The sequence below is a fragment of the Streptomyces sp. 1222.5 genome (assembly GCF_900105245.1).
In the GTDB taxonomy this organism is placed as follows: Bacteria; Actinomycetota; Actinomycetes; order Streptomycetales; family Streptomycetaceae; genus Streptomyces; species Streptomyces albidocamelliae.
In genome coordinates this window covers 7,633,987-7,660,228 of the sequence record NZ_FNSZ01000001.1, presented here as the reverse complement: position 1 = coordinate 7,660,228, position 26,242 = coordinate 7,633,987, and the positions used below count along the sequence as shown (strand labels likewise).

Sequence of the window (26,242 nt, the reverse complement as noted above, 5' to 3'; positions counted from 1 at the left end):
TTCGGCGCGCGTCGCGTCCGCGGGCCGGTCGCCGGCCCGAGGGGGAACAGAGGACAGGGCCCGGGCCCCACTGATCCGGAGGACCGCCCTGGTCGGCCGCCACTGGCTGGACGGCACCGGCAGGCAGGGTTCCCCTGCCGGTTGGGTTCACACGTTGACCCCTATTGTCCGGAACGGGGGCTGCTCGCGCGACTTCGAGAAGCTGATATCACGGCGGGGAGAACCTCACACCACGGCGGCGCTGGAGCGGCGGGGTCCGCAGCCGTCGGACGCTCCCCGCACGGCGGTACGGGCCCGGTCGCCGGACCGCTGGTCCCTGGGCGGACCGCCGTCCGCAGCCCACCGCGCACCGGTGCCCGCCCTCGGCGCCGGTGAGCGGGCCGGACGGGTGGTCGTGGGCGCCCGGGGGGGCCGAACGGGCCCGGGAGCCGTGTAACGCGGCGGGGCCGGGGCACTCGGCGCGGCGACGGTCGGCCGGTCACGGCCGCCGCGATTCTCGCAGGAGGTATCGACATGGGTCACGGCGGAAACGTCATCCAGGAGCTGACGACCGATCACCGCGAGGTCGACGAGATGTTCGCCCGCATCGAGGCACTGCCGTCCGGCGCCAAGGAGCGCAAGGACATCGCCGACCAGGTCACGATCGAGCTGGTGCGCCACTCGGTCGCGGAGGAGGCCTACCTCTACCCGGCGGTGCGTGAGCACATCACGGGTGGGGACGCCCTGGCCGACAAGGAACTGGAGGACCACGCCAAGGCCGAGCAGATCATGAAGGATCTCGAAGGCTGTCAGGCGGACGACCCCCGGTTCGACACGCTCATGGCGCAGCTGATGAGCGAGATCAGGTCCCACGTGGCGGACGAGGAGCAGAACCTCTTCCCGCAGTTGCAGAAGGCCTGTCCCCCGGACGCGCTGATGGACCTCGGCGACAAGGTGCGCCGCGCGAAGAAGACGGCTCCCACCCGGCCGCACCCGTCGGCGCCCGACACTCCCCCGGCCAACAAGCTGCTGGCGCCGGGCATGGGGCTGGTCGACCGGATGCGTGACGCGCTCTCGGGCCGGGGCAAGGAGAGCTGAGGCGCGGGCGGCGCGGGGGAGGCCGAGCGTGGCGGCTCCGGCCGCCGCGCCGGAGCGAGACCGGCCTCCCGGTACCAGCGGGCCCTCGGGGCGGCGGGTACCGGGAGGCTTTCCGTGTCACGGAGGCTTTCCGTGGGTCACGGGGGCAGGGACAGGCGGGACAGGTCCGGGTGCGGGGTCCGGTTCAGAGCCAGGGTGTGGTCCGGCCGCCCGCACGGGGGCCGCGGCCGGCCGCGCGGCACAGCAGACGGAACGCCTGGAAGAGGGTCAGCGGCCACAGCAGCGCGAAGCACCACAGCAGCGTGGTGTCGGACGTACGGATACCCATGACGGCCACGAACACCGACGCCGCGCCGAGCAGCAGCGCCGACACCGGCAGCCAGATCTCGCGTCGCCCGGGCCGGCGCACGGCGGCCATGCGGCGCGTGAGCCGGCGGTCCTTGCGCAGGACCGCCTCCATCTGCAGCAGCGTGATGCGTTCGCGCGGCGACAGCCGCACCTCGTCGTGCATGTCCCACATCTCCCAGTCGTCCACGGCTACGGCACCTCCTCCACCGCCCGGCGGCTCCGTGCCCCGGCCCCCCGGGTTCCCCGCGCGGCCCGGCCGATGCGGGGTCTCACGCGGCCGCCGGTTCTCCTCACGTTGTGTAGCGCGGGGGGCCGGTCGGGAGGCGGCCACGGCGCCCCGGCCGTCGCGCACCGTGACGACGGGCGCTTGCACGTGACCACGACTGGTGCAAGGTCGATACTGCCATTAGCCCTATCGGCGAACTCGGCCCGACGTCGGACCACGCAGCCCACAAGCCAGGCTCACTAGGAGATACCGATGAGGATGCTGATCAACGTGCCGGAGACCGTCGTGGCGGACGCGCTGCGGGGGATGGCGGCCGCGTATCCCGACCTGACGGTCGACGTGGAGAACCGGGTGATCGTCCGCCGGGACGCACCCGTGGCCGGGCAGGTCGGCCTCGTGTCGGGCGGCGGGTCGGGGCACGAGCCGCTGCACGGCGGGTTCGTCGGCCACGGCATGCTGTCCGCCGCCTGTCCCGGGGAGGTCTTCACCTCGCCGGTGCCGGACCAGATGGCCCGTGCCGCGGCGGCCGTGGACAGCGGCGCCGGAGTGCTGTTCATCGTGAAGAACTACACCGGCGACGTGCTCAACTTCGACATGGCGGCCGAGCTGGCCGAGGACGAGGGCATCCAGATCGCCAAGGTGCTCGTCAACGACGACGTGGCCGTCACCGACAGCCTGTACACGGCCGGCCGGCGCGGCACCGGCGCCACGCTGTTCGTGGAGAAGATCGCGGGAGCCGCCGCCGCGGAGGGCCGGCCGCTGGAGCAGGTGGAGGCCATCGGCCGCCAGGTGAACGAGAACTCCCGCAGCTTCGGTGTCGCGCTCAGCGCCTGTACGACCCCGGCCAAGGGCAGCCCGACGTTCGATCTGCCCGACGGGGAGCTGGAGTTGGGTATCGGCATCCACGGCGAACCGGGCCGGGAGCGGCGGCCGATGATGACCTCCGGGGAGATCGCCGACTTCGCGGTGAACGCGATCCTGGAGGACATGCCTCCGCGCAACCCGGTGCTGGTCCTGGTCAACGGCATGGGCGCGACCCCGTTGCTGGAGCTGTTCGGGTTCAACGCCGAGGTGCAGCGGGTGCTGGGCGAGCGCGGGGTCGCCGTGGCCCGCACACTCGTCGGGAACTACGTCACCTCCCTGGACATGGCGGGCGCCTCGGTGACGCTGTGCCAGGCCGACGAGGAACTGCTGCGGCTGTGGGACGCGCCGGTGCGGACCCCGGCGCTGCGCTGGGGGATGTGAGCGCGCGGACGCGGCGTTCACCTTCCCCGGCACGCCGGGTCAGCGCACCGGTCAACAGCCCTACCACGCAAGGAGATCCAGTGCTCGACGCCGACTTCTTCCGCCGTTGGATGATGGTGGCCGCCGCGTCCGTCGACCGCGAGGCGGAACGGCTCACCGCCCTCGACTCGGCCATCGGGGACGCCGACCACGGCAGCAATCTGCAGCGCGGGTTCCGCGCCGTGGCCGCCACCCTGGAGAAGGAGGCGCCGGACACCCCCGGAGCCGTCCTGACCGTCGCCGGCCGGCAGTTGATCTCGACGGTCGGCGGCGCGTCCGGTCCGCTGTACGGCACCCTGCTGCGCCGTACCGGCAAGGCGCTCGGGGAGGGCGCCGAGGTCGACCTGGCCGGGCTGGCCGAGGCGCTGCGCGCGGGCGTGGAAGGGGTGATGGCTCTGGGCGGGGCGGCCCCCGGTGACAAGACGATGCTGGACGCCCTGGTGCCGGCCGTGGACGCCCTCGGGGACGGATTCGCCGCGGCGCGGGCCGCCGCCGAGGAGGGCGCGGTGGCCACCACCCCGCTCCAGGCGCGCAAGGGCCGGGCGAGCTATCTCGGCGAGCGCAGCATCGGCCACCAGGATCCCGGGGCGACCTCCTCCGCGCTGCTGATCGCCGCGCTCGAGGAGGCGGCCGCCGGGGTGGAGGGCTGACCTTTGAGCGACGACAAGCGGGTAGGGATCGTGCTGGTGTCACACAGCGCGCAGGTCGCCGCCTCGGTGGCCGAGCTCGCCAAGGGGCTGGCGGGCGGGGCCGCGTCGGTGCCGGTGGCGCCCGCGGGCGGCACGGAGGGCGGCGAACTGGGCACCAGTGCCGAGCTGATCGCCGCGGCGGCGGCCGCCGTGGACCGGGGTGCCGGGGTCGCGGTGCTCACGGATCTCGGCAGTGCCGTGCTCACCGTGAAGGCGCTGCTCGCCGAGGGCGACGAACTGCCGGACGGCACGCGGCTGGTGGACGCCCCCTTCCTGGAGGGCGCGGTGGCCGCGGTGGTCACCGCGGCCACGGGTGCCGACCTGGCCGCGGTGGAGGCGGCGGCCACGGAGGCGTACGGCTACCGCAAGGTCTGACACCCAGCCGGGCATCCGGAGGACGGCAGGCCCGGTGACGAAGGGAACCACGAGAGGGGCGCGGCCTGCCACCGCCGTCGCGGACGCCCGCCCGCGCAGCGCTCCGTGGGCGTGGTGACAGGCCGCTTGCCCGGCGCCGTGCGCCTCCGTGGCGGCTGCCGCCACCGCGCACCGCGGCCGCCAAGGGGCGTCCGGGCTCGGCCCGTTACTTCCTCGCCAAGAGGTTCGCCATGAGGCGGGCGGTCAGTCGCCGGCCCACGGCCACCGCTGCGGCGTGGTCCTCGATGTGCCGCAGCCGGGAGTCGCGGAACACGATGTAGGTGACGCCGGAGGCCGCCCCGCCGTAGCGCGGGTCGGCCTGGATGCCGAGGCCGCGGGCGGTGGCGTAGGAGGCCTCGCCGATGATGTCGCGCGGTCCGGTGTCGCCGACGACGGCGTACTGCACGCGCCCCCGGTACACGACGGCGGCCACCGAGCCGCCCTTCACACCGGAGGCGCGGTGGTTCCAGATGCGGCTGGGTGGCGGGACGACGATGTAGGGCAGACTCTCGGCCTTCAGGTGGCGGCCGTCGGACTGCTGGAAGGCCGTTGAGGCGGCGAACAGCGGGTCGGTACGGCGGTTGCAGCGGGCCGTGGGCTGCCCGTCGCAGTCGATGTCCAGATCGGCCTTCCAGTACACGGCGTCCCGGGTACCGCAGACGGGCACCTTCTTGGCGCTGTCGGCGTCGGTGCGGTAGCGGCCTCTGGAGACCTGGGAGCACGACGCCAGCCGGGCCAGCAGGTCGGCGGCGGCGACCTTGCTCTCACTGTGGGCCACCGGCTCCTCCCGGGCCGGAACGGCGGCTGCCGGGACGGGCAGCGATGCCGGGGCTAGCAGGGCGGCGCCGGCCGCGGCCAGCGTCAGCGAAGAGACACGCACACGCACGATGGGGGACCCTCTCCTCGGGGACACAGGGGAAGACCAGCCCACTGTGGGGCGCCCGCAAGCACCGGGCCGTCACGGCAGCACCGAAGGGGCCGGATGGAGCACGTTTCTGACACCCCGTGAGGGGACACCGCGCGAAGTCGACGGCAAAACAGGGCGAACCGGGGCGGAGTGGACAACAGGGGCCGAGGATCCGGGCAGATGATAAGCCCGGGTTCCTCGGCCGCCCGCGTCGGCGCGGGTTCGGCGACGACAGCGTTTCCGCGCCACAGGCGTGAACTTCCCTGACTTCGGGGGCAGTTCAGCCGTACAGGAGAGTTCAGCATACGTAACCGCGCCGGGTGGCCGGCAAGAAACCCCCGAGAACGGCGACTTGCGCACTCGTCCGTGCCTCCCTCTTGCCGCCGCCGCACCGGCGGCGTCATATTGGTCCGGACCTTTGCCGTGCCGCCCACACGCCGTCCCCGGGGAGGCAGAGCCGTGCGCCGCGTTCCTCTTCCGCCCGTACTGGTCTGCGCGGTCCTTCTGATGGCCGCGGCCTGCGGCTGGAGCCCCTCCTCGGAGGGTGACGAGGGCCGGGCCCCCGGCGCTCCGACCGGGGTCACCGCGACGGCGGGCAGCGCCGACAGCGTGCACGTGATGTGGAACGCCGTCCCGGCGGGCCCCGGAATCCGTCTCTACGAGGTGTATCGCGGCGCCACGAAGGTGAAGGAAGTGCCGGGTTCGCAGCACATGGTGGACGTCACCAGGCTCAGGCCGTCCACCCTGTACGCGTTCACCGTGCGGGCCCGTGACACGCGGGGACGGCTCGGCCCGCCCAGCCGGGCGGCGCGGGCGCGGACACCGGCCAGGGTGGCGGCGGACCGCGCGGCGCCGACCAGGCCGCCGGCGGCCGCCGGGCGCGCCGTCGGCAGCCGCGCGGTCCAGCTGTCCTGGAGTCCCTCCCGGGACGACCGGGGCGTGATCTCGTACGACGTCTTCCAGGGCGGGGCGAAGATCCACAGTGTCGGCGGGAACCAGACGGCGACCGTGGTCACCGGGCTGCGTCCGGGCACCGGTTACGCGTTCACGGTGCGGGCCAGGGACGCCGCGGGCAACCTCTCTGCCGCGAGCGCCGCGGTCCGCCTGCGGACCCCCGGCACGGACGACGGCCGGGGCACCGCGCCCACCGGTTTCACGGCCGCGACCCACCGGACCGGCGGGGCCTACTACCTCGATCTGTCCTGGGATCCGCCGCGCACGGACGGCGTGATCACCGAGTACCGCATCCGGCTCGACGGCGCTGCGGCCACCTCGCTGGTCTGGGGCGGTGATCCGCCGCGCGGCCGGGCGAAGTACAGCTTCTACCTGGGCCGGGCCGCCGGGGAGGAACACCGGGTGCGGCTGCGGGCCCGGCTGCCGGACGGGACCTGGGGCGGCTACTCGGCGGAACGGACGGTGACCACGGGCGGCTGACGGGCGCACCTCCACGGCGTGTCGTCTTGCGCCGGACGTAGGAACCCGTCACCTGACCGGGCGCCTCCCGCGTGCGGGTGGGGCCGGGACCGCGTTGGCTGCGGTGGAGGCAGCACGGGCGTTTCCCGACCCTCGGCGGCGCATGGGACGTACCGCCAACCGTGCCGCCGGAGGCCTAAGCCCATGGACAAAACGCGTCATCTCCTCCGCGCCGGCCTGATCCTGGCGGCCGCCGCCACCCTCCCGGCCGCGCTTGCCGGGACGTCCGCCGCCGCCTCGGGCATCTCGGTCAGCACCACCGGGACCACGGTCTCGGTGGTCACCAGCGCGTGCTCGCAGATCAACGGCAGCTGGGGCAACGCCGCGCTGCTCACCAGCAGCCAGGCGAGCTTCTCGCAGGGCCGTCAAGTGGCCCTGGCGGGCACCACCATCAGTCAGTCCGCCGCCTGGTCGGGCGTGAGCCCCGGAACCTACACCGTGGTGGTGGTCTGCTCCAGCGGCAGCACCGCGGGCAGCCAGTCGGTGATCGTCTCCTCCGCCGCGAGGCCGCCGACGACCTCGTCGACGGCGACGGCGGCTCCCTCCCGCGGTGTCGCGGGCGGTCTGGGCGGCGCGTCCCGTGACTACGGCCCGCTGACCCTGGGGGTCGGCGGGGCGCTGGTCGGCGCCGGCATCGTCGCGACGGCCTGGTACCTGCGCCGCCGCTCCAGGCCGTACCGCCTCTGAGAAAGCGGCACCGTTCCGACGGCCGGCCGGCGATCACCGCCGGCCGTCCGGCGTCGGTCGGCCCGACGGTCGGCGGTCGTCGAACCGGCCCGTGGAACGCGTCAGTTCTCCGGTGGATCGGCGGGCGCCGATACGCCGTCCGGAAGTTCACCGAGACCGGCCGGACCGGTGAGGTCGGTCAGGGCGTCGGCGAGCCACCTCGTCCAGAACGTCTCCAGGTCGATGCCCGCCCGCAGGACCAGATGACGGATCCGGTCCTGCGGGGCGTCGCGGTCCGGTGGGAAGTCCCGCTTCTCGATCTCCCGGTACTCGGCCAACTGCCGCCGGTGCAGCTCCAGATGGCGGCGCAGGTCGTCCTCGAGGCCCGCCGTGCCGACCACGGCCGCCGCCCGCAGCCGCAGCAGGAGGGAGTCCCGCAGCGGCTTGGGGTCCTGGGCCGCTGCGGTCCAGCGGGCCAGTTCCGCACGGCCCGCCGGCAACACCTCGTAGCTCTTCTTCTGCCCTCGGGCCGGCTGCGGGGACGGCAGGGTGCGGATGAGCCCCTCGGCATCCAGCCTCCCCAGCTCGCGATAGATCTGCTGATGCGTCGCGGACCAGAAGTAGCCGATCGACTTGTCGAAGCGGCGGGTCAGCTCCAGCCCCGACGACGGCCTTTCCAGCAGGGCGGTGAGGATCGCGTGCGGGAGTGACATGGGCTCATCCTAGGTACGTCACTCGCGGCCCTACAGCGCCGCCGCCAGCTCCGTGCCCTGCTTGATCGCCCGCTTGGCGTCCAGTTCGGCCGCGATGTCCGCGCCGCCGATCAGATGGGCGCTGCGCCCGGCGGCGACCAGCGCGTCGAACAGGTCGCGGCGCGGCTCCTGGCCGGTGCACAGCACGACGGTGTCGACCTCCAGCACCGTGCTCTCCTCACCGACGGTGATGTGCAGGCCGGCGTCGTCGATCCGGTCGTAGCGCACGCCCGGGACCATGGTCACGCCGCGGTGCTTCAGCTCGGCGCGGTGGATCCACCCGGTGGTCTTGCCGAGGCCCGCGCCGACCTTGGTGGTCTTGCGCTGGAGCAGGTGGACGGTGCGCGGCGGGGCCGGCCGCCGCGGCGCGGCGAGGCCGCCCGGCGCCCGGTAGTCCATGTCGACGCCCCAGTGGCGGAAGTACGTCTCCGGGGACTCGCTCGCCTTGTCGCCGCCGTCGGTGAGGAACTCGGCGACGTCGAAGCCGATGCCGCCGGCGCCGAGGATCGCCACGCGGTCGCCCACGGGGGCGCCGCCCTGCAGTACGTCGAGGTAGCCGACGACCCGGGGGTGGTCGGTGCCGGGGATGTCCGGGGTGCGCGGGGTGACGCCGGTGGCGACGACGACCTCGTCGAAGTCGGCGACGGTCTCGGGGGTGACCCAGGTGCCGAGGCGTACGTCGACGCCGTGGGCGTCCAGCTGGTGCCGGAAGTAGCGCAGCGTCTCGTCGAACTCCTGCTTGCCCGGGACCTTGCGGGCCACGTTGAGCTGGCCGCCGACCTCGTTCGCGGCGTCGAACAGGGTGACGGCGTGGCCGCGTTCGGCGGCGGAGACCGCGCAGGCGAGACCGGCCGGGCCGGCGCCCACGACGGCGACGCGCTTCTTCAGCCGCGTCGGGGCGAGCACCAGCTCGGTCTCGTGGCAGGCGCGCGGGTTGACCAGGCAGGAGGTGATCTGGAGGCTGAACGTGTGGTCCAGGCAGGCCTGGTTGCAGCCGATGCAGGTGTTGATGGCCTCGGGCGTCCCGGCGGCGGCCTTGGCGACGAAGTCGGGGTCGGCGAGCATCGGACGGGCCATCGACACCATGTCCGCGTAGCCCTCGGCGAGCAGTTCCTCCGCCAGCTCGGGGGTGTTGATGCGGTTGGTGGTCACCAGCGGCACGGACACCTCGCCCATGAGCTTCTTGGTGACCCAGGCGTAGGCCCCGCGCGGTACGGAGGTGGCGATGGTGGGGATGCGGGCCTCGTGCCAGCCGATGCCGGTGTTGATGATGGTGGCCCCGGCGGCCTCGATCTCCTTGGCGAGGGTGACGACCTCCGCCAGGGAGGAGCCGCCCGGCACCAGGTCCAGCATGGACAGGCGGTAGATGATGATGAAGTCCTCGCCGACCGCCTCGCGCACCCGCTTCACGATCTCCACCGGGAAGCGCATCCGATTCTCGTACGAGCCGCCCCAGCGGTCTTCGCGCCGGTTGGTCTGCGCGGCGATGAACTCGTTGATGAGGTAGCCCTCGGAGCCCATGATCTCCACGCCGTCGTAGCCGGCCTGCCGGGCGAGGCGGGCGGCGCGCGCGTAGTCGTCGATGGTCCGCTCGACGTCGGCGTCGGACAGCTCGCGCGGCACGAAGGGGCTGATGGGCGCCTGGAGCGCGCTCGGGGCGACCAGGTCCTGGTGGTAGGCGTACCGCCCGAAGTGCAGGATCTGCATGGCGATCCGGCCGCCCTCGCGGTGCACGGCCTCGGTGATGGTGCGGTGCTGCCCGGCCTCGTCCTCGGTGGTGAGCTTGGCACCGCCCTCGTAGGGCCGGCCCTCGTCGTTGGGCGCGATGCCACCGGTGACGATGAGGCCGACGCCGCCACGCGCGCGTGCCGCGTAGAAGGCCGCCATCCGCTCGAAACCGCGCTCGGCCTCTTCCAGGCCGACGTGCATGGACCCCATGAGCACGCGGTTGGGCAGCGTGGTGAAGCCCAGGTCGAGCGGGGTCGTCAGGTGGGGGTAACGGCTCATGGGGCCCTCCGTGCGCGGTGTCGTCGCCTCTTGTTGTAGAGGAACCCCGACTCTTTATGCAACTAGTTGCACAACCGCGTGGAGGTGACTCGGACCACTCCCCGCCGGACGGCGGCCACGGCACGGCACGCAGACGCCCCGGCCGGCGGTGGGCCGGACCGGGGCGTGGGCGTCGTACGGACCTGTGGCGTCAGCGGCTTTCCAGGCGGAGGTGCAAGTCCCTCTCCTGGTCGCCGGAGGCCGCACAGGTCTCCTCGACGGTGAACATCGAGTCCAGGGTGGTGCGGAACCGGTCGACGGCCCAGTAGCCGCCCTGGATGTCCGCCTGGACGGACGAGTCGAGGTGGACCGGCGGACACCCGTGTTCACGGCTGTCCGCGACGTCGTACGTTCCGAGCCATACCATCGGACGGGTCTTGTGGAGCTGCTGCGGATCCTCGTCGGCGCCCCGGTCGGACGCGAAGCAGGACCTCAGGGCCTCGAAGACGAGCCGGGCGTCTTCCTTGGAGCCGCTGATCTCCACCGTGACCTTTTCCGGATGCGACCGCTCCGTGTCTGCCATTGATCGCTCCTCTCGTGGCCGCGCTGCGGTAGAACGGGGTACCCCGCCGAACCGCGTCCATCCCCAGGAAAGCACCGCGGTCCCGAGAGCACACCTCAGCCGCGTGAGAACTTGTACGTCTTGCTGTCGGTCAGCACGCAGAAGCCCGGCGACACCACGATCACGCGCAGCACGCCGGTGCGCCGGTCGTAGTCGATGCCCTCCGCCTCGAAGCCGCCCGAGCAGGAGCTGCGCAGCGGCAGCTGCCGCAGGGCCGTGACATGGCCGGTGACGTCCGACGAACCGTTCGGCGCGGCCGACAGGTCGATCTGGAGCAGCGGCTTGGTGATGCCGAAGAGGCTGCCCTCGGGGTCGTCGGAGGAGCACAGCAGGGTGGTGGGGCCGGAGAAGTCGCAGCCCTGGACGTCGCGCACGGCGTGGTCCAGGCGGACCGTCGAGACCTGCGGCAGGTTCGCCGAGGGCGAGGTGGCGGCGTTGATCCCGGGGGTCGGGAAGACCAGCAGCCGGGTCATCGTGCCCCACTCCCCCGAGAGCATCCACTGGCCGTCGGGCGAGACGGCGTCCCAGGAGTTGTTGAGTGCCTCGCCGGGGCCGAGCGTGTGGACGTACTCCGACCAGGTGCCACCGGGCGCCTGCACGCGGTACATCTTCGAGTTGCCGGAGTCCCGCTGGTAGGGCTCGATGTAGTAGCCGTTGTACGAGGCGTCGGGGTCGCCGACGTGGTTCCAGCCGCGGCTGGAGACTCCGAGGGGGATGGTGCCGATGCCGGTGTAGCGGTTGGGGCTGTTCGCCGGCACCTCCACCGAGGTCAGGCCCTGGCTCTCGGTCAGCGGGTCGGCGCGGTCGGAGCCGGTCTCGGTCCAGGTGCCAGCCGCGGTGGCGGGCGGGGACAGGGCGAGGGACAGGGTGGCTGCGGTGGCGAGGGTGACGAGTCCGGCGAGGGCTGTGTGACGACGTTGCCGGATGCGTGCGGGCATGGCCGACTCCTCGGGCGCGGGGGGTGTGGGGCACTCGGTCGGCGGACAGTCTGGCGTGGCGTCGTAGTCATGTACAGGCCAATACAGCAACATGAGCGTGAACTCTCACGGACCGCGGAACCGGCCTGTACGGTCTCCGCAGGAGGCCCGCGCCGCGACCACCGCCGGCGTGGCGGCCGCGGCGGACGTCCGCCGTCGTGTCGAGAGATGGTGGAGGTGGACGGCGAAGGCCTCGGAGAGTCGGGTGTGAGCGCGGTAGAACAAGGGGAGTCGGCACGGGGGACGGCGTGCCGTGCGGACGGGCGAAGGCGGTGCGTGGCATGAGTGCAGCCGAGGCTCCGGTGGCCGAGGGCGACGGGCCCGCGCGCGGCGCGATGCGGCCGGGCGGGCTGCTCGACGTGCTGGGCGTCGCCTCGGTGGTGCTGGACACCGACGGCCGCATCGTTCTGTGGAGCCCGCAGGCGGAGGAGCTGTTCGGGTACACCGCGCAGGAGGCGCTCGGCGAGTTCGCCGCCCGGCTGATGGTGCACGAGCGGCATCTGGATCTGGTCGGCACGCTCTTCGCGGACGTCATGCGGACCGGACAGAGCTGGGCCGGCGGTTTCCCGATCCGCCACAAGGACGGCAGCACCCGTGTGGTGGAGTTCCGCAACATGCGGCTGCTGGACGACCGCGGCGAGGTGTACGCGCTCGGGCTCGCCGCCGACCAGTCGACGGTGCGGCGGCTGGAGCAGGACGTGGCGCTGTCCGAGCGGATGGTGAAGCAGGCGCCGATCGGCTACGGCGTCCTGGACATCCGGCTGCGGTTCGTCTCGGTCAACCCGGCCCTGGAGCGGATCAGCGGTCTGCCGGCCGCCGAGCACGTGGGCAGGACGCCGCGCGAAGTACTGCCGCTGGTGGAGACCGAGGCGCTGGAGGCCGCCGCCCGGCGGGTGCTGGAGACGGGCACGCCCTCGATCGACGACACGCTCGTCGGCCGCACGTCCGCCGATCCCGACCAGGACCACATCTGGTCGCACTCGCTGTACCGGCTCGAGGACGCCATGGGCAACGTGCTCGGGGTGGCGGTGTCGCTCGTCGACATCACGGAGCAGTACCGGGCCTCGGTGGAGGCGGAGCGGGCGCGGCGCCGGCTCGCCGTCATCGCGGACGCCTCGGCCCGGATCGGGACGACGCTCGAACTGGACCGCACGGCCTGCGAGCTGGCCGAGGTGGCCGTGCCGGAACTCGCCGACGTCGTGGCCGTGGACCTGCTGGAGGCGGTGGTGGAGGGCCGGCCCAGCACGCTCGGACCCTCGGAGTCCGCGATGCTCCGGGCCTTCGCGCTCCGCCCGGAGGACGGCTCGGACGCCGTACGGGCCGCCGATCCGCCCGGCCACATGGCCCGGTACGCACCCGACCGTCTGGTCACCGAGTGCGTGCGGTCGGGCGAGGCGGTGCTGGTGCCCCAGGTCAAGGACGAGGACCTGCCCCGGATCGCCCGCTCTCCCGAGGCCGCCGTGCTGCTGGGCCGCGCGGGCCTGCACTCCTACCTCGCGGTGCCGCTGATCGCGCGCGGCGAGGTGCTGGGTGCGCTCGACCTCAAGCGGACCAGGAATCCGGCGCCGTTCGACGAGGACGACCTGCTGCTGGCACGGGAACTGGCGTCCCGTGCCGCCGTGCAGATCGACAACGCGCGCTGGTACCAGAACGCCCGCAACACCGCGCTCACCCTCCAGCGCAGCCTGCTGCCGAGCCATCCGCCGGTCACCACGGGCCTGGAGGTGGCCTCCCGGTACCAGCCGGCGGGCGCCACCAGCGAGGTCGGCGGCGACTGGTTCGACGTGATCCCACTGGAGGGCGGCCGGACCGCGCTCGTCGTGGGCGACGTGATGGGCAGCGGCATCAGCGCGGCGGCGACCATGGGCCGGCTCCGTACCGCCACGACCACGCTGGCCTCGCTCGAACTCGACCCGGCCCTGCTGCTGGAGCACCTGGACAAGACGACGTCGGCCCTGGACCACTCCATCGCGACCTGTGTCTACGCCGTCCACGACCCGCATCTGCGGCAGTGCCGGATCGCCAACGCCGGCCATCTGCCGCCCGTCCGGGTCCGGCCCGGCCGCCCGCCGGAACTGCTCGACCTGCCCACCGGGGTGCCTCTCGGCGTGGGCGGGGTCGGCTTCACCACCGTGACCGTCGACTTCGAGCCGGGCGACGAGCTGGTGTTCTACACCGACGGTCTGGTGGAGACCCGGCGCCACTCGCTGGACGAACGGCTGGACCTGCTGCTGTCCCTGCTCGACGACCCCGAACGCCCGCTGGAGGACGTCTGCGACTTCCTCCTGCGGACGCTGCACCACCCCGACAACCACGACGACGTGGCCCTGCTCATCGCCCGGGCGCAGCAGCTGCCGTGACGGCCGCGCAGGCGCCGTCGAGCGGGCGTCGGGGTGGGCACGGCGGGTCTCCGGACCCGGCGGAGCGGGCCCGGGGCCGCACACCGGTCAGGGTCGTACGCCGATCAGCACATGGGCGTACAGCTCCTCGGAGACCGCCAGACGGGTCGTCAGACCGGCCCGGGTGAGCACCTCCCCGGCCGCCGCCGCCTGATGCTCACCGGTCTCGGTCAGGAGACAGCCGCCCGGTGCCAGCCACTCGTGCGCCCCGGCGGCCACCCGGCGCAGCACGTCGAGACCGTCCGCGCCGCCGTCCAGGGCGACCAGTGGTTCGTGGTCGCGGGCCTCGGCCGGCAGCAGGGGGACCTCGGCGGTGGGGACGTACGGCACATTGGCCGCCAGGACGTCGACGCGGCCGCGCAGTCCGGCGGGCAGGGCGTCGTACAGGTCGCCCTGGTGGGCCCGGCCGCCGACGGCCGCGAGATTGCGCCGGGCGCAGCGGACGGCCGCCGGGTCGATGTCGGCGGCGTGCACCTCGGCACCGTCCAGGGCGGCGGCGAGGGCCGCGCCGAGCGCGCCGGAACCGCAGCACAGGTCCACGACCACGCTCGCCGGCGGCGCCGCGGCCAGCGCCTGGTCGACGAGGAACTCGGTACGGCGGCGGGGCACGAACACCCCCGCCTCCACGGTGATGCGCAGTCCGTGGAACAGGGCCCAGCCGAGGACCTGTTCGAGCGGGAGCCCGGCGGCGCGCCGGTCCACCATCGAGGCCGCCTCCTCCGGGGAACGGGCGGTCGCGAGGATGAGTTCCGCCTCGTCCTCGGCGAAGACGCATCCGGCGGCGCGGAGCACGGAGACGACCCGGGCGGGAGACAACGGCGTACGCGAGGACGGATCCGCGGGTGATGAAGACGATGAGGGCGATGCAGGCATGGAAGCCGAAGGCCTTTCGGGAGCGCGGGGCCCAGTGGCGCTCCCGCGGTCACCGCTGCCGGTGTACCGCGCCGTCATGAGGAGAGAGCACCCGGGCTGACACAGCGGTGATGGGTCTCACCTCCCCCTCGTCATGGCTCGTCGGGCCGCGACGTCCGCGACCGGACGGCCACCTTACCCCAGCGGTCCGCACGGACCGTCGACCGAACGGAGTCCGGGGAAAACCACGTGCCCCGCGCCGGGCGGGCGGCTACGCTCGCCGCGATGACGACTCAGACCTCATATCGATGGGGGGTCCCGTCCGCGCCAGGTGAGTGCTGATGCCCACCTCGACCGCGTACGGGGATTCCCGGCTCGCCCTGTGGCTGCGCGTACGCCGGTACGCCGTGCCGCCGTCCATGATCGAGACCGCGGCCGTCCGCCGCGGCGCCGGCGACTGGGCGGGCGCCTGTGCCGCCGCCCGCGTCGACGTCGATCTCGATCTGCGTTCCGTCGCCCGCGTCCACGGGCGGGAACTCGCCGCCCGCGTCCGGTCCGACCTCCGCCGGCTCGCCCCGGACCTGCTGCGCTGGCACATGCCGAGGATCGCGCCGGACGGGCTGCTGCGCCCGGGCCTGACCCTCTCGCTGGCCCGCTACGGGGAGCCCGGCCGGGCGTCTCCCGTGCACCTCGTGGCGCGCACCCCGCCCGCCTCGGCGGACGCCGGCCAGCGGATCGGTCTCGCCCTGTGGGACCCGGACCGCCCCGAGGCCGGCAACCATCCGCACCCGCGGCCGAACCGCCGGTACCGGCTCGACCTGCACCGCCATCTGTGGGACGCCGGCCGGGCCGCCGAACTGGGGGTCAGATCGGGGGCCGACGGGCCGGCGCCTCCGGATCACGACCCCCTCGGGCTCGTACCGGCCGGCCTCGGCTGTGCCGTCGGCCGCTGGGCGGCGGAGGCGGCCCTCCTGCTCCGCGCCGAAGGGCGCGGCCCCGGTGCCTTCGCGGTGCGCTTCGGCGGGGCGGGCCGGGTGGCGCTGCAACTCGTCCCGGACGGCGGTGGCTTCGGACTGGCGGTGGTGGCCGGGGACCCGGCGGGCGGGTTCCGCGCACTGCCCGTCCTGCCGGACGCCGCGACCCGGCTCTCGCCCGACCTGCAACTCCTGCGGGCCGGACTGCTCGCCCCGGGCCGGCTGCACCCGCTGGTCGCCGCCGCGCTCGCGCCCGGTCACCCGGCCCCCGGTCCGCCCGATGACCCGGATCCGGCGCACGGGGCGCGGCTCGTGGAGTGCCGGGGAGCGACGCACCGGATCGGTCCGGTCGACGGCGTGCTCTCCGCGCTTGACCACGACCCGGCCGAGATCCGGCGCGAGGAGCTGCTGGCCGCCCTCGGCGGTCCTCCGCTGCCCTGCCTGCGGGCCGTCGACGCGGCGCACCGGCACCCGGACTGCCTCTCCGGCGTCCGGGAACGGCTGGACCACGGCGACACCGCCGGTGCCCTTGCGGTGGTCGAGGCCCTGCTGGGCCCCGAGGCGGTACTCCGCGAGGGCCCCCTGCGGGACACCCTGGCGACGGCCGCCGAGCGGCACATCGCCTACGGCCTCTACCGAGCCGGACTGAACGACCCCGGACGCGTCGTTCCCGTCACGCCGGGCGCCGCCGACCGCCGTGTACGTCGGGCCCGCCGGCGCCCGCGCCACGCGGCCTCCGCCCGCTGAACTCCACTCCCCCGCCGCCCACTTCACACCCAAAGGTGATCCCCCATGCCCTCACGCACTCCTTCCGCCACGATGCCCGATCCCTCCGGAGCCACCGAACTCGGCTTGGCCGACGCCCTGTTGGCCCTGCTGCACGAGACCACCACCGAACCGCGGGCCGACATCCAGCTGGAGGCGCTGACCCTGGCCGTGACCGCCGACCTCCCCGTACTGCTGTGGGGCGAGCCCGGCATCGGCAAGACGGCGGCCCTGACCCAGTTGGCGACGGCCCTCGACCTGCCCCTGACCACCGTGATCGCGAGCGTCCACGAGCCGTCCGACTTCTCGGGGCTGCCCGTCGTGGGCGACGACCCCGCCGTCCAGGGCGTTCCGATGGCCCCGCCGGACTGGGCCGTACGGCTCGTGCGCGCCGGCCGCGGGCTGCTGTTCCTGGACGAGCTGTCCACCGCCCCGCCCGCGGTCCAGGCGGCCCTGCTGCGGCTCGTGCTGGAGCGGCGGATCGGTACGCTGCGCCTGCCGCCCGGGGTACGCGTCGTGGCCGCCGCCAATCCGCGTTCCTCGGCCGCCGACGGCTGGGAGCTGAGCCCTCCCCTGGCCAACCGGTTCGTGCACCTTCAGTGGACCCACGACCACGACGTCGTCGTACGCGGGCTCGGCGGGACCTGGCCGCGGGCCACCCTGCCCCGGCTCCAGCCGGAGCGCCTGACCGGTGCCGTTTCCTTCGCCCGGCGCGCGGTGTGCGCGTTCCTCACCGCACGTCCGGGGCTCGTCCACCGGTTGCCCGGCGGTGAGAGCCGCCGGGGCGGTGCATGGCCGTCGCCCCGCAGCTGGGAGGCGACCCTGCGGCTGCTCGCCTTCGCGACCGCCGCCGGCGCGTCCCGCGATGTGCTGTCGCTGCTGGTCCGGGGCACCGTCGGGGACGGTCCGGGCCTGGAGTTGCTGGCCGCCCTCGACCGGATGGACCTGCCCGACCCGGAGACACTGCTCGCCGACCCGGCGGGCGCCGAGCTGCCCCAGCGCGGGGATCTGCGGCAGGCCGTCCTGGACGGGGTGGTGGACGCGGTCCGCAACCGGCCGGAACGCGCCCGTTGGGAGGCGGCCTGGGAGCTGCTGGTGCGGGCGATGGAGACGGGTGCGCCGGACGTGGTGGTCGTACCGGCGTCCACGCTGGCCTCCCTGCGCCGCGACGACTGGGACGTACCGGCGGCGATCGAGCAGCTGTCCGGGGTCGTGACCCTGTCCCGGCGGGCGGACGACGCCGCCCGCCGGACAACGGCCGCCGGCCGGGGAAGCCGATGACACCGGGGGCGGCGGGGGCGCTGGACCTCGGCAAGCTGTTCGCCGCACGGCTGCACGCGGCGCGGGTACGGCCCTATCTGGCGACGGCGCTGTTCGCACTGCATCCCGTGGAGTCGCGGCAGGTGCCGACGATGGCCGTGGACCGGCACTGGCGGTGCTACGTCTCCCCCGGGTTCGTGGACCGCACGCCGGTGGAGGAACTGGCCGGGGTGTGGGTGCACGAGATCGCCCATCTGCTGCGCGACCATCACGGGCGCGGCGACCGGGTCGCCCGGCAACGGGGGCTGACCGGGGCCGGGGAGCGGCTGCGGATGAACATCGCCGCGGACTGCGAGATCAACGACGACGTGTACGGCGACGGCCTCGTGCGCCCTGAGGGAGCCGTGACCCCGGGAAGCCTGGGGCTGCCCGAGGGCGAGCTGATGGAGGACTATCTGCACCTGTTCCGGCTGGGGCCGCACCTGGCGCGGCTGGCCTGGCTGGACTGCGGCAGCGGGGTCGACGGGCTCGCGCGGGAGTGGGACGTGGGCCCGGACGGCGCGCACGGGCTGAGCGACCAGGAGCGGGACGCGGTCCGGTTCCGGGTGGCGCAGGCCATCAACGGCCGGCCGGGCAGCGCTCCGCGGGGATGGCGTCGCTGGGCCGAGGAGGCGTTCCATCCGCCGCAGCCCTGGCGGCAGTTGCTGGGGGCGGCCGTGCGCTCCGCGGTCTCCGGCCCGGGTGCGGGTGAGGACTACAGCTACGGCCGGCCGGCGCGGCGTTCGGCCGGACTGCCCGGTGTCGTCCTGCCGAGCCTGCGGCGCAGGCCGCCGCGGGTGTGCGTGGTCGTCGACACGTCCGGATCGGTCAGCGACGCCGAACTGGGCAGCGCGCTGCTGGAGGTCACGGCGATCTGCCGGGCCGTGGGCGGGCGGCGGGAGCTGGTCGGTGTGGTGTCGTGCGACGCCGCGGCCGGCACCGTGCTGCCCCTGTGCCGGGCGGAGGGCATCGAGCTGGTGGGCGGCGGCGGGACGGATCTGCGCCAGGGGTTCGCCCGCGCGCTGAAGGCACGCCCCGACGTGATCGTGGTCCTGACCGACGGGCAGACGCCATGGCCGGAAGCACGCCCGCCCTGCCGCACGGTGGTGGGCCTGTTCCCCCGCACCGGCCGCACCCCGAACGAGAACAACCCCGACTACCGGCCGGACACACCCCCGGCGTGGGCCCGGGTGGTGACGATCGGGGCGACGGGGGGATGACGGGGCGCGGCCACCGGTGCGGGGGGCCGGGCCGCGGCCGGAGACGTCGAGGGTGCCCGCCCCGGGTGGGCGCGGACCCCTGTCCCGGCCGGTGCCGGCCAGCAGGTCGGGCGCCGGGCTTCCCGGCCGGTGCCGGCCCGAAGGTCAGACGCCGACCGTCTCCTCGGCCTCTTCCTCGGCCTCTTCCTCGGCCGCCCGCGCCGCCCGTACGGCGTCCGGCTCCGCGACGGGTTCGGGGGACCCGGTGGTGGTCCCGGGCACGAGCGGGCTCCCGGTCGCGGCCGCGTGCCGAGCCCGGCGGGGCCGCTCGTACAGGGCCGCGAGGCCGGTCACCGCGAGGCCCACGAGCAGCCAGACCACCAGGGTCCACGCGTTGGACGCAAGGCCGTCACCGTCGAAGTACAGCAGGCTGCGGACGCCCTCGACGAGGCCCGCGCCGTTCCAGAAGGCGTGCAGGGAGCCGAAGAAGCCGTTCTGCAGCTCGGGCCGGAACAACCCGCCGGAGCTCGTGAAGTTCAGCATCACGAACAGCACCATCATGGTCAGCGTGGTCCAGCGCTTGAGGAAGGTGTGCAGGCCGACGCCGATCAGGAGGATGCCCGCCGAGTACAGCCAGGCCATCCCCCACACGCCGGCGAGATCGTGGTGCGCGAGGTGGAACACCGGCCCGGCGAGCAGCGCGCCGATGCCGCTGACCACGGCGGAGACGCCGACGGCGAGCAGTGCGCGCACCCGCATCGCGAGGGCGGCACCCGCGGCACCGAGCGCGGCGACCGAGGCGTAGGAACCGATGCTCAGGGCGATCAGCAGGAAGAACAGCCCCTGCCCGGTGGGGTCGTCGGCGACCGGCGCGGCCACGTCGGTGACCTTCAGCGGCGCGCCCTCCTTCGCGGCGACCGGCGTGAACACCTTCTCCACGGCCGTCGCGCCCATGTCGGAGGCGGCCGTGGCCACCATCAGCTCGGGGGTCCTGGCGCTGGTCACGTAGGCGCCGGTCACCTCGCGCGACTTCAGCAGACCGATGGCGTCGGCACGGGTGGCGACGGTACGGACGTCGAGCCTGTCCCCCGCGGTGTCCTTCACCGTCTGCGCGAAGACCTTGGCCCGGGGGCCGCTGCCGACGACCGCCACCGGCAGGTGGTGCGGCTCGGGGGTGACGAAGGCCCCCATGTACGCCAGCCCCATGCCTATGCACATCAGCAGCGGGGTGACCAGGTGCGTGAGCACATGGCGCAGTGCCGGTGACCTCATCGCGCACGACCTCCAAATGGTTGGCTTATGCAACTCTCAGTTCAGTTGTACTATACAACTAGAACACCGGAGGAGGTATTCCCGTGAGCACAGCGGAGTCGGAGTCGGCCGTCGAGACCATCCAGCGCGAGATGACGGTCTTCGCGCGCCGGGCCCGCGCCTCGGCGGGACGCATGCACCCCGAGCTGTCCCTGGTGTCGTACACCCTTCTCGGGCACCTGGAGGAGCGCGGCGGCTGCCGGGCCACCGATCTGGCGGCCCACTACGCCCTGGACAAGTCCACGGTGAGCCGCCAGGTGGCCGCGCTGGAGCGGGCCGGGCTGATCGAACGCCGGCTGGACCCGGAGGACCACCGGGTCCAGGTGCTGCATCTGACCGGGGCCGGCGAGGAGATCCTCGCCCAGGTCACCCGCAGCCGCCGGGCCGCGTTCCGGGAGCGGCTCGCCACCTGGCCGGCGGAGGACTTGATCCGGTTCGCGGCCTATCTGGAGCGGTACAACGCCGGGCCGGCCGGCGCGGACTCCGACTGACGGAGCCCGCCCGGCGTCCGGCTACGCCACCGGCACCGCGGCCAGGCCGTCCGCCAGCCGCTCGGGCGCCCGCGCGGCCAGGAACGCCGTACGGCGGCGCAGCCGGAAGCCGAGGGACTCGTACAGCCGGATGGCACTCGCGTTCTCGGCGCTCGTGTGCAGGAACGGTGTCTCGCCCCGCTCCCGGATGCCGTGGGCGACCGCGAGGATCAGGCGGCCGGCCAGCCCCTTCCCGCGGAACGCGGGGTCCGTGCAGACCGCGCTGATCTCGGTCCAGCCCGGCGGGTGCAGCCGCTCCCCCGCCATGGCGATCAGCGCGCCGTCGCGACGGATGCCGAGGTAGGTGCCGAGTTCGACGGTGCGGGGCAGGAACGGGCCCGGCCGGGTGCGCGCGACGAGGTCGAGCATCTCGGGTACGTCCGCCGGGCCGAGCCGGACCGCCTCCGCGTCCGGTGCGGCGGCCAGGCCGTCGTCCACGAGCTGCACCCCCTCGATCCGGAAGGTGATCTCCCAGTCCGCCGGCACCTGACCGCGGAAACCGGGCAGCGGGACCTCGGCCCCCGGACCGGCCAGCGCGGCGAGGTCCGCCCAGTCCCGCGCGTCCGGATCGGCGGGCAGCGCCAGCCACGGCGACACGTCGACGGGGTAGCGCAGCACCCGGCCGCGCCGCTCGGCGAAATGGGCGTGCGGGCCCGTCAGGGAGGCGAGGGCGGGGTTGTCGAGGACGTGGGGGACGCCGGCGGCACTCGGGCCGGGGTCGCCGGAACCGGTGGTGAGGCTCACGCGGTCACCTCGATCACGGTCCTGCAGACGGGGGCCTTGCGCATCCTCTTCCTCTCCTCGCTCCTCCGGCATCGTCACCGGCCACCGGAGCCGGCACTGAGCGCCGCACTGAAGGGCAAGCAGGAGCGGCGGACCCCTATTCCCCCGCCGGGGGAGAGTTCACGCGGCCGCAATGATCCGGCCGGCGCACACCGATGACCAGGGCCGGGGCACGCGGAACGACACAGTACGGTTGAACCATGAACGTCACGCGAGGCTTCACGGGCCGTCCGCGCGTCCACGACCCGGGACTGCCGCCCGGGCAGTACGACGCACGCGACGACTGGCCCGTCCTGTCCGCCGAGGTCACGCCCGCCCTCGCGGCCACCGACTGGTCCTTCCGCATCGACGGCCTCGTCGAGCAGCCGCACACCTGGGACTGGGACGCGGCGCACGCACTCCCGGCGTCGGCGTACGAGGGTGACATCCACTGCGTGACCGGCTGGTCGAAGTTCGGCGTGCGCTTCGGCGGTGTCTCGCTGGACGCCTTCTTCGATGTGGTGCGGCCCCATGGGTCCGCCACACATGCCGTCGCCCGTTCCCACACGGGGTACACCGCCAACCTGCCGCTCGCCGACCTGACCGGCGGACGGGCCTGGATCGTCTGGGAGTACGACGGCGCGCCGCTGCCGGCCGAGCACGGCGGTCCCGCGCGGCTGGTGGTGCCGCACCTGTACTTCTGGAAGAGCGCCAAGTGGATCGCGGGGATCACACTCCTCGACCACGACGAGCCGGGCTTCTGGGAGAAGAACGGCTACCACGCCCGCGGCAACCCCTGGGAGGAGCAGCGGTACTCCGGTGACTGAGACGGTGACGAGCAGCGCGAACTCCCCCGCCCCGGCCGGCGCCGGCGTGCCGCGGTTCGCCGTGCCCGGGCGCATCGAGGTGAGCGGTCAGGTGGCCGCGACGTGGCAGACCGCCACCCTGACGGAGATCCGGCGCGAGACCCCCCACGCTTCGACCTTCCGGCTCGCGGTGCCGCGGTGGGCGGGCCATCTGCCCGGCCAGCACCTGATGCTGCGGCTTACCGCCCCGGACGGCTATGTGGCGCAGCGCCACTACTCGATCGCGTCGGCGCCCGACGACTCCGGGCACATCGAGCTGACCCTGGACCGGGTGCCGGACGGGGAGGTCTCCGGGTGGTTCCACACGGTGGCCCGGCCCGGCGACACGATCGAGGTGCGCGGCCCGTTGAGCGGCTTCTTCGCCTGGCCCGGCGACCGACCCGCGCTGCTGCTCGGGGCCGGCTCCGGGATCGTGCCGCTGATGTCGATGGTCCGCCACCACCGCAGGCGCGGCCTCACCGTGCCGCTGCGGATGCTGGTGTCCGCGCGGACCCCCGAAGCACTGATCTACGCGCGGGAACTGGGTACGGAGACGACGCCGGTGTACACCCGCAGCGCCCCGGCGGGGGTTCCGGTGGGGCGTATGACGGCCGCACACGTCGCATCGCTCCTGACCGAGCGGCCGACCGACGGCTGGGAGGCCTACGTGTGCGGCTCCAACGGCTTCGCCGAACACGCCTCCCGCCTCCTGGTCGAGGCGGGCCAGCCGGCGGAACGCATCCGCATCGAACGCTTCGGCTGAGGCAGTTGTGCGCTTCGGCCGACCTCCGGCCGGCGCTTGAGTTGAGATCAGCGGAGGCCTCGGCTGAGATCAGCCGGTCGCCTCAGGCGAGATCAGGCGGGCGCGGCGGAGGCCCTCGCGCACGGCCCAGGACGTGGGCGCAGGCCGAAGGCCCCGACCGCGTCGGTCGCCCGGCTCGACGCCTCGGACCAGAGCCGTCATAGCCTCCCGACACGGGCCGCCGCCCGCGCGGGACGGGAATCCCGCACCTCTTCCGGCGTCCCAGGACGCGGGAGAGAGCGCGGCACCGCCTCGGCACGGACGACCACCGCACATCTCCGCCGAGACGAGCCCCCTTTCGAGCCGAACGCTCCCGCCCGCTGGGGACCTGCCTCAGCCGGAATCCGACGCCCTCACAGACCCTCGGCCACCCCGGGTTCTCGCCGGGACGAGACCCCGGCCCTTCGGCCGGCAGCCGTCGCTCGCCCCCGCCCGGAGACCCCAGCAGCCAGCGACTGTCCGTAGCCGCGTGCCTGCGCCCTGTACTCCGGTCGCGCGAGGAGGTCGGTCGCGCGATGGTGGGGCGCATGGCGCGTTCCGTGCTTCACGCGGGCTCGAACTCGCGGTTCGCGGCATGCGCGAGCTGCCCCGTACGGGGTACGAGACGGGTGTGGACGCGCGTGCGCGGGCGGAGGGGGCGCCGGGCCCGAGGACCGGCTCGCTCCAACCCTCCCGCCCCGGCGAGGAGGTGGACATGCGTACCCGGGTGCGTGGCTGGCGCTGGCGGCGCAATCCGCTGCGACGCCGGTCGGACGTCGTGGAGGCGTGGACGGTGCTGGTGGTCGCCGTCCTGCTGTCCGTGGTCGTACCGCTGGTCGGGATCGCCGCGGGACTGCACGCCCACGATCAGGCACGGTCGCTCGCCGCGGCTCAGCGGGCCGAACGTCACCAGGTGCGGGCCACGGTGATCGGCGACCCGCCCGATCGGCTGGCCTCCAAGCAGGGCGACGGCCGGCATCCCCATCGCGCCCAGGTGCGCTGGACGGAGCCGGGAAAGGCACCCCGAACGGCGTGGGCCCGTGTCCCGGCGGGGACGCACACCGGTGAGGTCGTTCCCGTGTGGCTCGACTCCAGGGGCCGCAGTGTCGCACCGCCGCCCGACGACGTGGCGGTCTGGCAGCACTCGGTGACGTTCGGCCTGTGCGCGGCGGGCGGCGCGGCCGGCGCGGTGCTCCTCGGGCACGCGATCGCCCGGCGGTTCGCGCTCCGCCACCGGCTGGCCGAGTGGGAGCGGGAATGGGCCAGGACGGGCCCGAGGTGGACCCAGCCGAGGACGTGACACGTCCGCGTACGGCGGGCCGACGCGGGCTGACTCACCGGACGGCGGAGAAGTGGACGGACCGGCGGGGCGGGCGAACCGCCCGGCGAAGTGGGTCACTTGCACCCCGCGGCCTGCCCCGACCATCACCGCCCCGGCCCCCGGGATGGCCGGTGCGAGAGGCCACTTGCACCCGGAAAACGCAACTTCGACATGGCCCGCGGAGGCAGCTACCTTCACCTGGTCCTCGGCGATCGCCCACGCTCACACAGGAGTTCCTTCGGGCTGAGCCCCCCGCGACGGGATGAGTCCATCACGCCCCGCGGATCCTCGCCCCCAGGACGTAAGCCCACACCAGGCACCCCCGACCAGGAAGAGACGCATGCCCCATCTCGCGCTGTACACCTTCGGCGTCCTGAAGGCACCTCTCGCCGATCCCGCACCTCTCACGCAAGAGTTCTACGACATGGGTGAGGCCGTCTACCAGATGATCGGTCAGCACCCCGGCTACCTCGCGCGTGCTGAAGCGGCAGACGCGGAACGGGGCGTGCTCTTCGGCGCGGACTGGGGTGCGTGGGGAGAGTTCGTCGTACCGACCTGGTACGGCAAGGGCCGTACGGCGGAGACGACCGCCCTGGCCGCGACCCTCTCGCTCTGGACCGGCCTGCGCCCCGCCTTCGACGCCGTCTACACCGGTCTGCACCGCGCGGCGCTGAACACACGTCACGACTGGTTCGAGAGGACAGGGCACCCGAGTCACGTGAGCTGGTGGGTCTCCGACGGCGCGACACCCACCTGGCAGGACGGGGTCTCCCGGCTGGAGCACCTCCACGACCACGGCTCCGCGCCGCACGCCTTCACCTTCACCCACTCGTTCGCCCCGGACGGCAAGTACCTGAAAGGCGGTTGTTGATGCCCCTGTTCGACCTCCCCCTCGACGAACTGCGCGCGTACCGCGGTGAGTCCACCGCGCCCGAGGACTTCGACACGTTCTGGGACGGAACCCTCCAGGAGGCGCGTGAGCACGAACTGGGCGCCCGCTTCGAGCGGGTGGAGAGCGGACTGTCCACGGTCGAGGTGTACGACGTCACGTTCGCCGGCTTCGGCGGCCACCCCGTCAAGGGCTGGTTGCGGCTGCCGGCCGGCGCGACGGAACCGCTGCCGCTGGTCGTCGAGTTCCTCGGCTACGGCGGCGGGCGTGGGCTGCCGCACGAGAACCTGCTGTGGGCGTCGAGCGGCCGGGCGCACTTCATGATGGACACGCGCGGGCAGCGCCTGGGACGGCGGTGGCGGCACCGCGGACCCGGTGGGAGCGGCGCCGGCCTACCCGGGGTTCCTGACCCGGGGCGTGGACGCCCCCGAGAACTACTACTACCGCCGGGTGTTCACGGACGCCGTCCGCGCGGTCGAGGCGGCCCGTTCGCATCCGCCGGCCGACGCGACGCGGACCGTGGCGCTCGGCGCCAGCCAGGGCGGCGGTATCTCCCTCGCGGTGGGCGGCCTGGTCCCGGACCTGGTCGCGGTCGCCCCGGACGTGCCGTTCCTGTGCGACTTCCCGCGCGCGGCGACACTGACCGACCGTCATCCGTACCGGGAGATCGCCCTGTTCCTGAAGACGCACCGAGGCCGCGCGGCGGACGTGCTGCGCACCCTGTCCTATTTCGACGGGGTGCACTTCGCCGCACGCGGCCGGGCCCCGGCCCTGTTCTCGGCCGCCCTGGAGGACCAGACCTGCCCGCCGTCGACCGTGTTCGCCGCGTTCAACGCCTGGGCGCACGAGGACAAGGCGATCGAGGTCTACGACTTCAACGACCACTAGGGCGGC

24 protein-coding genes and 1 pseudogene are annotated in these 26,242 nt (G+C 73.8%); 16 read left to right on the top strand and 9 right to left on the bottom strand.

The window, feature by feature from the left end:
• Window positions 1–513 precede the first annotated feature (513 nt).
• Window positions 514–1,077 carry a hemerythrin domain-containing protein gene (locus BLW57_RS34655; protein ID WP_093479651.1) on the top strand — a complete coding sequence of 188 codons (564 nt, stop codon included), beginning with the start codon at window positions 514–516 and terminating at the stop codon, window positions 1,075–1,077.
• A 184-nt stretch (window positions 1,078–1,261) separates the two neighbouring features.
• Here the strand turns inward: BLW57_RS34655 and BLW57_RS34650 are convergent, their stop codons facing one another.
• On the bottom strand, window positions 1,262–1,612 hold the full coding sequence (locus BLW57_RS34650; RefSeq protein WP_093479650.1) for a DUF3040 domain-containing protein: 351 nt from the start codon (window positions 1,610–1,612) through the stop codon (window positions 1,262–1,264).
• Window positions 1,613–1,903: 291 nt separating this feature from the next.
• Here BLW57_RS34650 and dhaK point away from each other — a divergent pair, with 291 nt between their 5' ends.
• From dhaK to BLW57_RS34635, 3 genes are all read left to right on the top strand, one after another.
• On the top strand, window positions 1,904–2,896 hold the full coding sequence (gene dhaK / locus BLW57_RS34645; protein ID WP_093479649.1) for a dihydroxyacetone kinase subunit DhaK: 993 nt from the start codon (window positions 1,904–1,906) through the stop codon (window positions 2,894–2,896).
• Between the two features lie 80 nt (window positions 2,897–2,976).
• A complete protein-coding gene (dhaL, locus tag BLW57_RS34640; RefSeq protein WP_093479648.1) occupies window positions 2,977–3,585 on the top strand; it encodes a dihydroxyacetone kinase subunit DhaL in 609 nt (202 codons plus the stop codon).
• A gap of 3 nt (window positions 3,586–3,588) precedes the next feature.
• Window positions 3,589–3,999, top strand: coding sequence for a PTS-dependent dihydroxyacetone kinase phosphotransferase subunit DhaM (locus BLW57_RS34635; protein ID WP_093479647.1), 411 nt, complete (start codon window positions 3,589–3,591; stop codon window positions 3,997–3,999).
• A gap of 205 nt (window positions 4,000–4,204) precedes the next feature.
• Here BLW57_RS34635 and BLW57_RS34630 read toward each other — a convergent pair whose 3' ends face one another.
• A complete protein-coding gene (locus tag BLW57_RS34630) occupies window positions 4,205–4,918 on the bottom strand; it encodes a glycoside hydrolase family 75 protein (protein WP_093479646.1) in 714 nt (237 codons plus the stop codon).
• A 486-nt stretch (window positions 4,919–5,404) separates the two neighbouring features.
• Between BLW57_RS34630 and BLW57_RS34625 the strand changes: the two genes are divergently transcribed.
• Complete coding sequence (locus BLW57_RS34625; RefSeq protein ID WP_093479645.1) at window positions 5,405–6,379, top strand: fibronectin type III domain-containing protein; 975 nt, start codon at window positions 5,405–5,407, stop codon at window positions 6,377–6,379.
• 183 nt (window positions 6,380–6,562) lie between these two features.
• On the top strand, window positions 6,563–7,105 hold the full coding sequence (locus tag BLW57_RS34620) for a hypothetical protein (protein WP_093479644.1): 543 nt from the start codon (window positions 6,563–6,565) through the stop codon (window positions 7,103–7,105).
• 101 nt (window positions 7,106–7,206) lie between these two features.
• Here the strand turns inward: BLW57_RS34620 and BLW57_RS34615 are convergent, their stop codons facing one another.
• The 4 genes from BLW57_RS34615 to BLW57_RS34600 all read right to left on the bottom strand — a co-directional run bounded on the left by BLW57_RS34615 (window position 7,207) and on the right by BLW57_RS34600 (window position 11,382).
• Entirely contained in the window at window positions 7,207–7,797 is a 591-nt protein-coding gene (locus tag BLW57_RS34615; protein ID WP_256339657.1) for a PadR family transcriptional regulator, read from the bottom strand.
• A 30-nt stretch (window positions 7,798–7,827) separates the two neighbouring features.
• Window positions 7,828–9,843, bottom strand: coding sequence for an NADPH-dependent 2,4-dienoyl-CoA reductase (locus BLW57_RS34610; RefSeq protein WP_093479643.1), 2,016 nt, complete (start codon window positions 9,841–9,843; stop codon window positions 7,828–7,830).
• A 190-nt stretch (window positions 9,844–10,033) separates the two neighbouring features.
• Window positions 10,034–10,405 (bottom strand): hypothetical protein, encoded by a 372-nt coding sequence (locus tag BLW57_RS34605; protein ID WP_093479642.1) that lies wholly within the window; start codon window positions 10,403–10,405, stop codon window positions 10,034–10,036.
• A 95-nt stretch (window positions 10,406–10,500) separates the two neighbouring features.
• Window positions 10,501–11,382 carry a hypothetical protein gene (locus BLW57_RS34600; protein WP_093479641.1) on the bottom strand — a complete coding sequence of 294 codons (882 nt, stop codon included), beginning with the start codon at window positions 11,380–11,382 and terminating at the stop codon, window positions 10,501–10,503.
• Between the two features lie 320 nt (window positions 11,383–11,702).
• Here BLW57_RS34600 and BLW57_RS34595 point away from each other — a divergent pair, with 320 nt between their 5' ends.
• Complete coding sequence (locus tag BLW57_RS34595; protein ID WP_176985834.1) at window positions 11,703–13,781, top strand: SpoIIE family protein phosphatase; 2,079 nt, start codon at window positions 11,703–11,705, stop codon at window positions 13,779–13,781.
• Between the two features lie 87 nt (window positions 13,782–13,868).
• On the opposite strand, the gene BLW57_RS34590 is transcribed toward BLW57_RS34595, so the two are convergent.
• The gene (locus BLW57_RS34590) at window positions 13,869–14,693 is read right to left on the bottom strand and encodes a putative protein N(5)-glutamine methyltransferase (RefSeq protein WP_093479640.1); all 825 of its coding nucleotides are present in this window, start codon (window positions 14,691–14,693) and stop codon (window positions 13,869–13,871) included.
• Window positions 14,694–15,013: 320 nt separating this feature from the next.
• On the opposite strand from BLW57_RS34590, the gene BLW57_RS34585 reads away from it, so the two are divergent.
• The 3 genes from BLW57_RS34585 to BLW57_RS34575 are packed head-to-tail and all read left to right on the top strand — an operon-like array spanning window position 15,014 to window position 18,930.
• A complete protein-coding gene (locus tag BLW57_RS34585) occupies window positions 15,014–16,393 on the top strand; it encodes a hypothetical protein (RefSeq protein ID WP_093479639.1) in 1,380 nt (459 codons plus the stop codon).
• Window positions 16,394–16,438: 45 nt separating this feature from the next.
• Window positions 16,439–17,692, top strand: coding sequence for an AAA family ATPase (locus tag BLW57_RS34580; protein ID WP_093479638.1), 1,254 nt, complete (start codon window positions 16,439–16,441; stop codon window positions 17,690–17,692).
• On the top strand, window positions 17,689–18,930 hold the full coding sequence (locus BLW57_RS34575; RefSeq protein WP_093479637.1) for a vWA domain-containing protein: 1,242 nt from the start codon (window positions 17,689–17,691) through the stop codon (window positions 18,928–18,930). The genes BLW57_RS34580 and BLW57_RS34575 overlap by 4 nt, the downstream gene beginning before the upstream one ends.
• A gap of 144 nt (window positions 18,931–19,074) precedes the next feature.
• Here the strand turns inward: BLW57_RS34575 and BLW57_RS34570 are convergent, their stop codons facing one another.
• Entirely contained in the window at window positions 19,075–20,181 is a 1,107-nt protein-coding gene (locus BLW57_RS34570) for an ABC-2 transporter permease (protein ID WP_093479636.1), read from the bottom strand.
• 131 nt (window positions 20,182–20,312) lie between these two features.
• Here BLW57_RS34570 and BLW57_RS34565 point away from each other — a divergent pair, with 131 nt between their 5' ends.
• A complete protein-coding gene (locus BLW57_RS34565; RefSeq protein ID WP_073895328.1) occupies window positions 20,313–20,711 on the top strand; it encodes a MarR family winged helix-turn-helix transcriptional regulator in 399 nt (132 codons plus the stop codon).
• Between the two features lie 21 nt (window positions 20,712–20,732).
• Here BLW57_RS34565 and BLW57_RS34560 read toward each other — a convergent pair whose 3' ends face one another.
• The gene (locus BLW57_RS34560; protein ID WP_093479634.1) at window positions 20,733–21,494 is read right to left on the bottom strand and encodes a GNAT family N-acetyltransferase; all 762 of its coding nucleotides are present in this window, start codon (window positions 21,492–21,494) and stop codon (window positions 20,733–20,735) included.
• 239 nt (window positions 21,495–21,733) lie between these two features.
• Here BLW57_RS34560 and BLW57_RS34555 point away from each other — a divergent pair, with 239 nt between their 5' ends.
• The 5 genes and pseudogenes from BLW57_RS34555 to BLW57_RS34535 all read left to right on the top strand — a co-directional run bounded on the left by BLW57_RS34555 (window position 21,734) and on the right by BLW57_RS34535 (window position 26,236).
• On the top strand, window positions 21,734–22,339 hold the full coding sequence (locus tag BLW57_RS34555; RefSeq protein WP_093479633.1) for a sulfite oxidase-like oxidoreductase: 606 nt from the start codon (window positions 21,734–21,736) through the stop codon (window positions 22,337–22,339).
• Window positions 22,340–22,400: 61 nt separating this feature from the next.
• Complete coding sequence (locus BLW57_RS34550; protein ID WP_093481041.1) at window positions 22,401–23,120, top strand: ferredoxin reductase; 720 nt, start codon at window positions 22,401–22,403, stop codon at window positions 23,118–23,120.
• A 733-nt stretch (window positions 23,121–23,853) separates the two neighbouring features.
• Window positions 23,854–24,438, top strand: a complete 585-nt coding sequence (locus BLW57_RS34545) for an Rv1733c family protein (protein ID WP_176985985.1) — start codon at window positions 23,854–23,856, stop codon at window positions 24,436–24,438.
• Between the two features lie 361 nt (window positions 24,439–24,799).
• Window positions 24,800–25,330 carry a DUF3291 domain-containing protein gene (locus BLW57_RS34540; RefSeq protein ID WP_093479631.1) on the top strand — a complete coding sequence of 177 codons (531 nt, stop codon included), beginning with the start codon at window positions 24,800–24,802 and terminating at the stop codon, window positions 25,328–25,330.
• Window positions 25,330–26,236 (top strand): annotated as a pseudogene (locus BLW57_RS34535) (acetylxylan esterase). Before BLW57_RS34540 ends, BLW57_RS34535 begins: the two are co-directional and overlap by 1 nt.
• Window positions 26,237–26,242 lie beyond the last annotated feature (6 nt).